This window comes from Paenibacillus sp. FSL H3-0329, assembly GCF_037963285.1.
In the GTDB taxonomy this organism is placed as follows: domain Bacteria; phylum Bacillota; class Bacilli; order Paenibacillales; family Paenibacillaceae; genus Paenibacillus_AQ; species Paenibacillus_AQ odorifer.
This window is the reverse complement of record NZ_CP150150.1, coordinates 2,983,868-2,995,880: the sequence shown is the minus strand read 5'-3', so window position 1 is coordinate 2,995,880 and position 12,013 is coordinate 2,983,868. Positions and strand designations below refer to the sequence as shown.

Below are 12,013 nucleotides of genomic sequence, written 5' to 3'. Positions count from 1 at the left end.
GTACACTCTCCCCTACACTCTTGACTTGGCTAATAAATATAAGAAATATGGAATACCAATAATCGAAACGACTATACCCACGGGTAACTCTGCCGGCTGAAATATTGTTTTGGCAAAATAATCTGAGATCACCAGCAAAAACATCCCAACCACTGCACTGGATAACATAATATAGCGGTGATTAATTCCTACTAATCGTCTGGCGATATGAGGAGCCATCAAGCCTATAAAACTTATAGAACCGGATACAGATACACAAACACTTACAATCCCCACACTGCATAACAGAAAGATCAGCTTTTCTTTTTCTACCGAGATCCCCAAGCTTTTTGTACTGGAATCCTCCAATTGAAAATAATTGAGTAAATAGCTTTTTCGATACATTACAAATCCTAAAATAAGCACCCAAGGTGCGATCATAATGATATAAGTCCAGTTCGCGCTATAAATACTTCCGACACTCCAAACCGCGGCCATTTCATAATCACTTGCATTCATTTTCAGAGAAATATACAACGACAACGCACCAAAACCACTACTAATCGCGATCCCTGTCAAAATCAAGCGTTGCATATCGAGTGCACCATTCCGCCAAGAGAAAATAAAGATAATCACAACTGCGGCAAGCCCACCTACAAAACCAAACAGCGGCATGGCTAGTATCGAGAACCAGCTTTCTTTGAAAAAAGTAACTCCCGACATCTGAAAGAAAAACATAAACGCGACGATGGCAGCTCCAGCGCCTGCATTAATCCCAAGGATCCCTGGATCAGCCAGCCCGTTACGGGTAATTCCTTGAATGACAGTTCCCGCCATCCCCAGACCTATTCCTACTAAAGAAGCAATAATGATCCGTGGTAACCGAAACTGAAAAATAACCAGATCAAATTTAGGGTTAGGATCTATTCGCAGCAGCGTTTTTATCACATCCATTACAGACATATCAAACACGCCATTCGTAAGATGAAAATACCCCGCCACAAGGGTTAACAGGATAAAAACTAATAGTGTCAGCATATAGCGGCTAAACTGTATTTTACTTCTATCCACGCTGCTCTCCCCCTTTAACCCGAATTAAATAAAGGAAGAACGGGATTCCAATAAAGGCTGTTACAACACCGATTGGCGTCTCAAACGGAAAGTTAATATAACGGCTTAAGACATCGCATAACGCTAAAAAAACAGCTCCAATCACCGCTGAGCAAGGAATGATAAAGCGATAGTCTATACCTACGATAAAACGTGTAATATGAGGAATGATTAGGCCCACAAAGGCTATCTTGCCAACTAAAGCTACTGCTGTCCCGGTCAGACATATAACAGATATAATACTGACAATTTTCACCCATTTTGTTCGTTGACCCAAGCTAATCGCCGTTTCATCCCCTAGGGAAGCAACCATTACTGATTTAGAAATACTAACCGCCAAGAGCAGTCCAACGATTATAAAAGGAATCGATAATATTAGCATATCTGGATTAACGGTATGTATTTTCGAGCTATACCAAACGCTAACATTTTGTGAGACTTGAAAAAACATCGCTACTGCTGAGGCGATACTACTTAAAAAAGTACCAATTACAGTCCCAATAATAGCTAACCTGACTGGTGATAAACCGTTTTTGACCAAGGAACCAAATCCGAAAACCAAACCCGCTCCGATGGCTGAACCCACCATGGATAAAATAATCATCTGAACATTCGATAATCCCGGATAAAACACCATAGCCAACGTAATAACAAATGCCGATCCGTCATTTACTCCCATAATCGATGGTGATGCAAGATAGTTACGTGTAACCCCCTGCATTAACGCCCCTGAAACAGCCAGAGCCGCTCCAACTAATAAAGCGGCGATTACACGCGGAAATCTAGATGTCATAATAATGTTGTGGTCCACATTATTAGCATCGAAGTGTGTAATCGCCTGCCATATTGTCAATATTCCAATATCTTTAACACCATATAAGACGGATACAACAATTGCTAATACGATGAATAATGGAGAAGTTGATAGGATCAATATAACTTTCCAATTTTTTGTATTCATTTTATTCATCGCACCTTTGGTTTTACTTCAACAGGTTTTCAATTGCTGAATCCAGGAATCTTACTTTAGACCAAGCCGTTCCACCTTGTGCCAACGGATCAATTGCATTTACAAACACATGATTATTTTTGACAGCAGTAACGCTTTTGAAGATCGGATTCTTGAGCAAATCATCAAGTGCTGTTGCATTATCAGTATTCTCACTAGTCTCAAACTGCAAGAAAATATAGTCCGGATTAATATCCGCCAAAGCTTCTAATGAAAGCTCTGCTTGTGCCTCTGTAGAGGAGATCACCTCAGGAATGGCAGCGCCCAGATCTTCATAAATAACCGGATTCAAATAAACGCCAGCAGGATATACACACATACTGCCTTGACGAATACGAATGACTAGAATGGATTGATCTTTCAGCTTTTCTCCGATTTCAGCCTTAGCATCAGCGGCTTTAGATTCATAATCGCTAATAATCTTTTCCGCATCTGCCGTCTTACCGGATAATTGACCTAATAAGAGCAAGTTATCTTTCCAGTTCGTTGAAATATGTGAATAAGGAATCATCGTTTGAATTTTATTAAGTGCGCCTGCCACATCTTCCCCAAACTTGGAAGACCCTAAGATAACATCTGGATCCAGCTGCAGGATCGCTTCATTACTTGGAGCAAATTTATCCCCCACTAAGGATGCACCCGCTAGCTCTGTTGACAGATAACCTGGAATAGCATCAGCTATCGCAAGTACACCTACAGGTTTCACTCCCAGTATGGCGGCATCCTCCATAGATTCGAGACTTGCTGCTACAATATTATTAATCTCTGCAGGCACGACATAATCCTTGCCCAAATATGTAACGGTTTGTTCAGTGGCAACTGCCTCCTGAGCCGCATTTCCTTTGTTATTTGCTGTTCCTTCTGCTGCTACTGCAGCATTATTTGTGCTTTTTTCTGAAGCTGTCTTATCCTTCTCATTGTTACCGCAAGCTGCCAAACTCAAAGCTAAAACTGCTGATACCCCAGCTAATAAATATTTTTTCTGATTCATATTCAATCTCCCCATCTATATTTTATTTATCATTCTTCAAACCAAAGTGATGATAATGAGAATCGTTATCATATTAAATCATATGAGAATAATTATCAATACTTTTCTTTGAATATATGAAATCTTGTAGTTTAACAGATGCGTAGAAATATTAATGAGCATGCAGAAGAACCCGCACCAAATGCGGGTTCTTCTGCACTAAATATGAGTTAAATTTTTAATCAACGTTATAAAACTCAGATAAGTCACGGAACAACAATCCGCACTCCTCTAGTCTATTAAGTTCCTCATTCACATCAGTGATCAAATTGCTTTCTCTCTCATGGGCTGTATTGATTAGCCACGGTTGTCCTTGTTTTAGAAAACAAAGATCATCAGGCAGCCTGGTCTGTACCCACGAGTACAAGCTGGTGGAATAGGATAAAAGAATATCGACCGCTTCAGGTGAACAATGAAAAAAATAAACATCTGCATAATGCCCCATAAGCCGAGTCCCCGGCCAATAGTCATCTTTTATGACCTTTTTGAGAAATGGTTGCAGCTGTTCAAGCAGTTCAACTCCTTCTGGCTCCAACTCCATCTGATCACGTTTTACTAGAATAAATTCATCACATACTTCCATAGCTACCTGTACCAGCGTCTTGTAGGTCTGACCCGTTGGTTCCTGCAAAATAGTATGAATAATAATGTCCCCCCTCTACTTATTTGTATTATTCAAATATTCTTTATGCATCCTACCCCAGCCACACATGCTATCCAACACTGTAATTAGCGATTTTCCATGTTCTGAAATACTATATTCTACCCTCAAAGGAAGCTCATGATAACTCACCCGGTCGATAAGCTGATCCTCTTCAAGCTCACGTAATTGTTTAGCTAACGTACCTTGGGAAACATCAGGGATGATCCGTCTAAGTTCCCCAAATCTTTTTGTGCCATCTATCAATAAAATAAATAAAATGAGCGGCTTCCACTTTCCACCGATCTTTTCAAGTGTTGTAAGAACCCCAGTCAATCTCGGCTCCAGCAAATCCATGTGATCCCCTCTTTCGATAGTTATATAACTATATGTTCGAACCAGCTAGTACGAAAAATCGTACCTAGTACGAAAAAAGTGCGTACTGTGCAGGTTATATTTTATAGCTAATAATAAAAAACAGAACTTAATAAGTCCAATTAACTATGAACGGAGAAGATAAATATGTCCACTATTTCATTAAAAAACCAGCGTATCGTCATTATCGGAGGAAGCTCCGGAATAGGGCTTGCGACTGCCAAACAAGCGGTTGAACAAGGCGCAGCTGTCATAATCGCTGGGCGTTCACAAGATAAATTAGAGAATGCTCAACAGCTTCTGGGATTCGATTCTGTTGAAATTCATTCACTAGATAATCAAAATGAACAGGACTTGAAAGCTTTCTTTGAAAAAATCGGCGCATTTGACCATTTGTTCACTCCGGGAGCCTCCTATGTTAGAGGACCGATTACTTCGAGCTTAGGGGTTGCTCACAATTGCTTTAATGCAAAGTTCTGGCCGCAATATAATGCTGTAAAGCATGCTATCCCTTTTATCAACCCTACAGGCTCCATTGTTCTTATGTCCGGCGCATTCAGCCAACGTCCACTTGCAGACGGTGCCTCCTATGCAGCTTGTAACGGCGCGATTGAAAGTCTGGGAAAAGCATTAGCAGTAGAATTGGCTCCGATTCGGGTAAATGTCATTTCCCCCGGAACCATTCATACCAACTTTAATTGGGAAGGCGCAGAACAGGAAACTAGAGACAAGGCTTACGACGAATATACGAATATCAATCTCCTTGGCAGGGTTGGCCATGCCGACGAAGCAGCACATACAACGATTTATTTGATGACCAATGGCTATACAACAGGAAGTACTTTATTTCCGGATGGGGGATATATTTTGCGATAAAAAACAGCTGACTCAATAAGTAAGAATTTCTACTTATTGAGTTAGCTTCTTTTAGTTTAAAGAATTAGGGAAGAATTCCTTGATTATCAGCCAGGGGATCCGTTTCCCTTAGTTAAGATCATAGTAAATTCAAATAAGGAGCATAACCTCATTTGATTATGAACTCCAATGACTACTTCGTATTAAAGGTTATACTTATGGAATCCTCCTGAATCTCCTTAATTGTATATATACCGATTTTTTCAGCAGCGCTCACTAGCGCTGAGATATACTCAGGAGTTGAATTTAATTTCCGAGCAGAGGGCTTCAGATTAATGGAGAACTCCTCCCCATGCTCGTCAACATCAAGAGATTTCACATAAACTTTAAATACCTTTACATAATGCTCATAGTTAACTAAATGTTCTTCAGTAACACCTTGAAATGAAACATTTACTTTCAAGGATTCCGGCTTCAGGAAGCTCACCTTACCTGCCTTGTCTAACTGCCCTACTTCAGGATTCAACACTTGATATTCAACTCCGTCAAGGATTGTAAAATCCATCCCATTATCCATAGTAACTAGTAAATTAAGACGCACGTCGATAGCTTCTGGTCCGATTAATGTCAGATAGTCGCTAACTTCATGCTTGATCGTTTGTCCAGCCTCTTTCCCGGCGAACATAATCAATGGACTATGTACACGTCTATTCCATGACTTCTCTTCATGTGTACCCAAAGGGTCCATCTGAAAGAATAGGTCCTTCCCTAATACAAATCCCTTCGACTTTAGTACCGTCACAAGCGGATCAATTGGCATTCCTTCGGTTACACCCATGTCGAGCCAAATCTTCAATGCAGGCTTCCCGGACTCTTTCGCCAACTCATCCAATATACGCCCATTGCTTACCCAAGTGGCAGGGGATAAAGCCCCTATCGCTGAGAAGGTCTCCGGGTGCTGATACCCCATCCATAATGCCTGAACAGCACCGAATGACGATCCCATGATCATCCGGTGATCCCGATCGGGAATGGTCCGGTAAGCGCCATCCACATAGGGAATAACTGTATTGATAAAATATTGGGTAAATTCGGCTGCACTCGCTCCATCCGAAGGAATAGACTGATCCGGAAATGGAACATACTCCATTCCCCGTTCTGATCCATCACTTGAAGCGACTCCTATCACGATAACCTTCTCCATGGTTCCATCAGCAACAAGCTGATCAATGATCTCCTCAACTCTCCATTCTTTGCCTAAAGAGCTGGTATTTGTGTTAAAAATATTCTGCCCATCGTGCATATACACAACAGGATAACGCTCACTGTCAGCTTCATACCCTGCAGGTAAATAAACAAATATTCTCCGCTCACCTAGATTCTCTATGTGCACAGTACCTTTTGCCGCCCCCACATTGGTTGGGTTCTCCGATGCATTAGAAGTATTGCTTATCGTTGGATTGGGGGTTGGTGATGTAGCAACTTTTTCATTTACATTTCCGTTACTGGAACATCCCGAAAGCGCTAACAAAACTAATACTGCAAATCCCCAAAACCTCCATCTAAATAATCCATTTGAATGCATAGAACCCCTCCTGATTTTTGTTCAAACGTTTTCACAACTCTTATTATACAGGATTTATATGGGATTATGAACATTTTTTCACAAGTTGGGGGAGCGTTATAGTAAGCTCTAAACCAAGTACATCCTGGGACATACAAACCAACTCCGACAACGTCCAAACAACCCGAAGAACGGTTTACGGATCGCTCCGTGAGGGCTACAATTTGTAGCATTGCCATAGCAGGCAGGAATAGGGCATATTTTTATAACATCATTCAAAGGCATAAAGGAATAGGAAAAGCCTGCTTGGAGTTCCCAAAGAGATGATTGTTGAAGACTAACTGATCTCTAACCTGATACACGCGCTTATGAATGAACATATAAATCTATATAATTTGTGCGATTACACTCCAGCGACAAGTGATGCATGGAGAGTTGAGTTGACGGGGGGGCAATGTGTAAAAGCGTTCGAGTTTAATTGTATTTCATACAACTATAATCAAACAGAACGCTCGATCACTGGATATAAGTGTATTTCGTGCAGCTATTTTCTGAAATTACTCCCTTATAAGTGGATTCTCTAGTTTTTAGTTGTATAAAGTGCAGTTAAAGTCAGGATTATTCTTTTGGCACTCGAAATAACTGCACAAAGTACAGCTATTTCGCAGATTCCTTCTACTTCCCACACCAACAACCCGACGAAAAAATCAAAGAAGCAATCAGACAACCTCCACTAGCTCATCATTTGCAAAAGCAAACCTCCCCGCAGACCAAAAACACCAGACAGTGATTCTCCACGAACTGAAGGATCACTGTCTGGTGTTTTATTCAGATTCAGAAAGGGTTGTTGTTTTGAGACAAACTCTTCTTTCCAATTAGTACTGTTGTCTTTCCTCGTAGGATACGAACAGCATTCTACGTTGCACATCCATAAGCATACGAATCACCCAACTTGCTAACAAGGCAACAACAAATCCAGCTACTACATAGGAGATATATTGTTGGGATAATGTCCAGTCGATCTGGAACAAAGCAAACACACTATTCTCTAAAATGTTCAAATCCATGGTTTGCAAGAAAATCTGGTGCAGCACAGGTAGTGTAATCAGGCCCAATGCAGCCGCTACTACAGTTACTGTTATTGAAAAGAATATAATGCTGGATACGAATCGACCCATAATCAGCATAACGTTACGGGCAAACTTCGCTCCATGAAAACCTAACTTCATTCGTTGCAGGAAGCCCGCTCCCTCCAGCTGCATTTCCGATCTGGCCTCTTCACTAGGTCTAGGAATATCTAACAATGATCTGACCAGCTCTTGCTCAAATTGTACGATGTAATCCAATCCCTTAGCTACTGCAAAAAACAAAGGAATTCCGATGAATATTGGGGTTAACGCAATGGATAACGTCAGCCCTGTCACCATAAACACGAAATATACAATCGTAAGCGGCAAAGAGATTAAGAAGTATAAAATACTCCGATATGTCTTTGGACTTGCTCCACGTTTGCGCGTTTTAGATTGGGGTTGGGATTCTGCTGGAATATGCATGGAATCAAGAGCTCCCATCGGCATAGAGTATAACTTATCATTCATTTCTATTGTCCTTCCTCTCACGTTTTTCAATTAATCTCATTATACGTGGGAAAGAGAAGGCTCAAAACAGTCTTGGGACTGGAGTCATACCAGACTAAAGGCTAGGATTTATTCCTTCAAGGCGCATAATTGATCGGTTTTATGATTTTGCTAGGCTACAATCCCAAGTTATTTCCCTTTTCCAGCCGTACAATCTGCTGTTCGCCATTATCTGCCAGCTCTCTGAACTGATTAATAGTTTCACGCATTTTGGGGAGAGCTTCCTGCTTATAAGTACTGATGGAATCGAGAGCGGATAGCACATCTGTAAAAGCTTGCTTTAATGTATCCACTGAAATACTTGATTCTAACGACTGTTTATGGATTTCCGCCCCTTGGTTTTTCAACATTTTTGAGGTACCGCTGATCAGGCTATCGGTGGTTTGATTTAGAAGTTCGATCTTTTTCAAAACAATTCTTTGATTATACAGCGCACTAGCTACCGTAACCGATATTTTCAAGGCAGACACGGTAACATTTCTAGCTCTGTCCACCCCTCTGATCAGCTCTTTATTATTTCGAATAACTACTTCTATGGCCATAATTCCTTGTTGATTCACTACAAGCATCTGTTGCAAATCCATAACACGCTGCCGCAACGGAAACAGCACTTCTTCTGTAATGAACCGAACTTTCTCCTCATCCTCATCACGCAGCTTAGCCGCTTCCAGTTGCGTCTCTATCTCCTGATCCATCAACATGCCGAGCTGAATCTCTTTTTGTAGCTTTTTTGTGAGTTCCCGAAGGGCCTGTTGCTCGAATTCCAGCGTAGTATTGTCGTTCTTCAAAACGGTCTTACCCTTATCTAAAGAAATTATAATATCTGAAATCACAGCATCCGCCTTTTGATATTTAGCAAAATAACTACGTAATGGATTAAAGAACTTACCTAGAAAACCCGTCTTGGCAAAATCTACTGCACTGGGATCCAAATCCTTCAGCTGGAGATTAAGCTCAGTCAAACCTTTTGCTACTTGGCCGCCTTCATCTCCTGTTTTTGATAAATTCCCCACAGAAATCTGCAACAGGGAGTTTTTGTCCGAAGAGGATCTCATCGTTTCCATACCGAAGCTATCAATGGATTGCAGCACCCCTTTTCGCTTATCCAGTGACTCTAAATTCAGATCCAGAATGGCGGAGACATTGTTTACTGCCAGTGCTTTGAGTTGTGATACTTCCTCGGGCTCAGGTTTGACCTGCTCCTCAATTACTGATTTCAGCTTTTCCTGACTTACGACTTCCATAGTAAACGACATAGAACCCCTCCTAAAAAATATAGCTTACATTTGAACATTGAGCAGGTTGCCGATTTTATAGACTACATCCTCTGTATCTGCATTGATGTTGGCCGCTTCATTTATACTCGAAATACTCTCAAGCGCCTTGATATTCGCATTGTAGCCAATCGTGTAAATCGGGATTTTGTAGGTCTCAATCAGACCTCTGATATCATTCAAGGAATGCCCTGCATTGGTCTCCCCATCACTTAATACAAAGATCAACGGCTTTAAATCCGGATTTAGCTGTAATTCCGATTGAAGCATGTGGATGGCTACCGCGATCCCGTCAAAAGTAGCCGTCCCCCCATTTGCTTGTAGACTGTCAATCGCACCAACAAACATGGACTGCTGGTTCGTGTCATATTTTCCAATCGGAAGATTGATTGTAACGTTATCAGAGTAAGAGACAAAACCAATGCTGTTATCCTTGCCCAAGTACTTCTGGCCTGTTAATAAAGATTGCTTTAAACGGTTCAAGGGTTCCCCGTTCATACTTCCTGAGACATCTGCTACAAATACTGCGGCGATAGGTTTATTACCATTTTTCTTCTCTTTCCACAGCTTCTGAGCTGAGGATATGAGACTACCATCCACTGTACTAAGCTCTGATTGGTAATCATTAAGACCATTGAAGCCTTTTTTCTCACCCAGTTCCTGGTATTTATCCAGTTCAACAAACTCAGCAAACTTCTTAATAATATCGAGTTTTTCCTGAGGAAGATCACCCAAAGCATAAAGCGGGCTGTCATGTCTTACACCAAAAGGAGTGAATACATACCCCCCTTTCAAATCTGTTGCATTCACAAAGATCTGGTATTCTAAGACAAAAGCATCAAGCTTACCGGTTTTTGCAGCCTCTCGCATCTGTAAAGTGGTTGAGGCGATAAAGGGTACATTTGCTTGGAATTTCTCAAAGCCCTGCACCGCTTGCTCACCAAGTAAATCTGCACCGCCAAACGTCCCAAGCGCTGTTACCAGAAAATTCAAACCCGTAGAACTGGCAAAAGGATCGGTATAACCCATTGATAATTCATTATTTGCTATGGCGTCTGTAACCGTCTTTACGTTTAAAGAACCGTATTTCTCTATTAGTTCATCATATTTCGCCTTACTGGTAACAATACCAGCTACATTACCTATAAGGCGTTTAGTGATTAGCTGCGTGTTCATCCCGTTTGCTTTTACCATTTCGCCCCACAACTCATTTGAAGGGGTAAAGGCATCTGGCACATACTTCCCAGATCTTATGTAATCTGTCGCTGTACCTGAAGCAATATTACGGATTTTCACAGAAACGTGACTCCCGTTCACCTCAATATTAGAGTTGTTAAAATCTGTAGCAACTTCATTCAGCCACCCGTCATTACCTGTTCCTGATTTTTCAGTAGAAGAGAATATCTCTACAAAGCTATCTGTTGTATTGTCTACGGATACAGGAAACTTTGAGATATCTGGTAATGAATCCCCAATCGCAACAGGATCCAGGTCAATCTGGCCTTTGATTTGCTCAGCCGTAGTCACGTTTATGTTCTTGTATAGCTTCTCTAGCTGCTTCCCCGCATCTTCGGAAGAAATCTGGGTTTTGGTTTTTCCTATATTAGAGGTTAAGGTGATTCCAAAATACACGAGAGCAAAAACTACCACCGTAATGGTCCCTAAAACTGCTACTGTTTTTCCTTTATTAGCCATACACATCTCCCCTTCATTGCTTATAAAATTTCGTCTGCTTGATCAACTCATCGATTTCCTTCATACAAGGCATCTCTTCAACATCTGTATAATCTGTACTGTCGAGTAGCGATATTTCCAGCAGCAGCTTATCCAGCTTCAGCAGAATCTCTTCATTTGCCCCAAGATACCCTGTTACGTAGGCCAAATATTCATTGTACAAAGCTGTCTTTTTCTGCACCAATTTTTCTGAGAACTGCGAGGGTCTATGCCGGCTGGAGAAAAGGGTGAACTCTGAGGCATCAAATACACTGAGTTTATTCAGAATCCCTCGAATGTTCAGGTAAAAAAGCTTCGCTACTTCATAACTGACTGCATTAAATTTTTTGAAGCTAAGTTCAGTGGATTCGAATCTCTGACCTAAAACATCTAACAAGGTACTTCTCTTCTTTTCCATCCGGGATATCTGATCTAGAGCAAGCGCAATGTCTTTTTTCAGTACTTTGACATTTTTGTATTGAGTAAGCGCGGCTATATAATCCTCATAAGATTTCAGTGTTTTCACAGCAGGGATAGATGAAGGTTTAAACAATAAAATATAACTTCCATAAAGAACAACAAGTAGACTAACAAACAACAATGTCACACCCAAAGCGGTTTCAAATACACTGGTTCCTCCGATTTCCACCCCTAATAAACCTGGTGACAACACGATAATGTTCAGTAGTACCACACCGAGAATAAGTCCCAACAGCTTTATGGCTCTAACCCCGTTCATCACAACCACCTCCTGCATCCAGTCACTTCTATTGTATGGAGCAATTTCTGTTATTACGTCTCTTCCTTTGCTATATGTTAAAAAAATA

General features: G+C 41.0%; 11 protein-coding genes. 1 reads left to right on the top strand and 10 read right to left on the bottom strand.

The features are described 5' to 3' along the window. Positions 1–12: 12 nt before the first annotated feature. From NSQ66_RS13065 to NSQ66_RS13045, 5 genes are all read right to left on the bottom strand, one after another. Complete coding sequence (locus NSQ66_RS13065; RefSeq protein WP_076104305.1) at positions 13–1,017, bottom strand: iron ABC transporter permease; 1,005 nt, start codon at positions 1,015–1,017, stop codon at positions 13–15. 25 nt (positions 1,018–1,042) lie between these two features. Further along, entirely contained in the window at positions 1,043–2,059 is a 1,017-nt protein-coding gene (locus tag NSQ66_RS13060) for an iron ABC transporter permease (RefSeq protein WP_036686394.1), read from the bottom strand. Positions 2,060–2,072: 13 nt separating this feature from the next. Then, positions 2,073–3,089: an ABC transporter substrate-binding protein gene (locus NSQ66_RS13055; protein ID WP_036686393.1), complete on the bottom strand. Its 1,017-nt coding sequence runs from the start codon at positions 3,087–3,089 to the stop codon at positions 2,073–2,075. 217 nt (positions 3,090–3,306) lie between these two features. Next, a complete protein-coding gene (locus NSQ66_RS13050) occupies positions 3,307–3,759 on the bottom strand; it encodes a hypothetical protein (protein ID WP_051491456.1) in 453 nt (150 codons plus the stop codon). Positions 3,760–3,786: 27 nt separating this feature from the next. After that, a complete protein-coding gene (locus tag NSQ66_RS13045; RefSeq protein ID WP_036686390.1) occupies positions 3,787–4,125 on the bottom strand; it encodes a winged helix-turn-helix transcriptional regulator in 339 nt (112 codons plus the stop codon). Between the two features lie 165 nt (positions 4,126–4,290). On the opposite strand from NSQ66_RS13045, the gene NSQ66_RS13040 reads away from it, so the two are divergent. Continuing rightward, positions 4,291–5,019, top strand: a complete 729-nt coding sequence (locus NSQ66_RS13040) for an SDR family oxidoreductase (protein ID WP_076141478.1) — start codon at positions 4,291–4,293, stop codon at positions 5,017–5,019. A gap of 172 nt (positions 5,020–5,191) precedes the next feature. Here NSQ66_RS13040 and NSQ66_RS13035 read toward each other — a convergent pair whose 3' ends face one another. The 5 genes from NSQ66_RS13035 to NSQ66_RS13015 all read right to left on the bottom strand — a co-directional run bounded on the left by NSQ66_RS13035 (position 5,192) and on the right by NSQ66_RS13015 (position 11,925). Then, entirely contained in the window at positions 5,192–6,583 is a 1,392-nt protein-coding gene (locus NSQ66_RS13035; RefSeq protein WP_036686387.1) for an alpha/beta hydrolase-fold protein, read from the bottom strand. An 854-nt stretch (positions 6,584–7,437) separates the two neighbouring features. Next, positions 7,438–8,160 (bottom strand): sensor domain-containing protein, encoded by a 723-nt coding sequence (locus NSQ66_RS13030; protein WP_051491455.1) that lies wholly within the window; start codon positions 8,158–8,160, stop codon positions 7,438–7,440. A gap of 155 nt (positions 8,161–8,315) precedes the next feature. Beyond that, on the bottom strand, positions 8,316–9,455 hold the full coding sequence (locus NSQ66_RS13025; protein ID WP_036686385.1) for a toxic anion resistance protein: 1,140 nt from the start codon (positions 9,453–9,455) through the stop codon (positions 8,316–8,318). A 24-nt stretch (positions 9,456–9,479) separates the two neighbouring features. Next, positions 9,480–11,168, bottom strand: coding sequence for a VWA domain-containing protein (locus NSQ66_RS13020; protein WP_076141479.1), 1,689 nt, complete (start codon positions 11,166–11,168; stop codon positions 9,480–9,482). A gap of 13 nt (positions 11,169–11,181) precedes the next feature. Then, on the bottom strand, positions 11,182–11,925 hold the full coding sequence (locus NSQ66_RS13015; RefSeq protein WP_076213045.1) for a hypothetical protein: 744 nt from the start codon (positions 11,923–11,925) through the stop codon (positions 11,182–11,184). Positions 11,926–12,013 lie beyond the last annotated feature (88 nt).

Coding starts and splice junctions, on each gene's coding strand:
- NSQ66_RS13045 (WP_036686390.1), bottom strand. CDS start 4,125: ATGGATTTGCTGGAGCCGAGATTGACTGGGGTTCTTACAACACTTGAA.
- NSQ66_RS13040 (WP_076141478.1), top strand. CDS start 4,291: ATGTCCACTATTTCATTAAAAAACCAGCGTATCGTCATTATCGGAGGA.
- NSQ66_RS13020 (WP_076141479.1), bottom strand. CDS start 11,168: ATGGCTAATAAAGGAAAAACAGTAGCAGTTTTAGGGACCATTACGGTG.
- NSQ66_RS13030 (WP_051491455.1), bottom strand. CDS start 8,160: ATGAATGATAAGTTATACTCTATGCCGATGGGAGCTCTTGATTCCATG.
- NSQ66_RS13025 (WP_036686385.1), bottom strand. CDS start 9,455: ATGTCGTTTACTATGGAAGTCGTAAGTCAGGAAAAGCTGAAATCAGTA.
- NSQ66_RS13055 (WP_036686393.1), bottom strand. CDS start 3,089: ATGAATCAGAAAAAATATTTATTAGCTGGGGTATCAGCAGTTTTAGCT.
- NSQ66_RS13060 (WP_036686394.1), bottom strand. CDS start 2,059: ATGAATAAAATGAATACAAAAAATTGGAAAGTTATATTGATCCTATCA.
- NSQ66_RS13015 (WP_076213045.1), bottom strand. CDS start 11,925: ATGAACGGGGTTAGAGCCATAAAGCTGTTGGGACTTATTCTCGGTGTG.
- NSQ66_RS13065 (WP_076104305.1), bottom strand. CDS start 1,017: ATGCTGACACTATTAGTTTTTATCCTGTTAACCCTTGTGGCGGGGTAT.
- NSQ66_RS13035 (WP_036686387.1), bottom strand. CDS start 6,583: ATGCATTCAAATGGATTATTTAGATGGAGGTTTTGGGGATTTGCAGTA.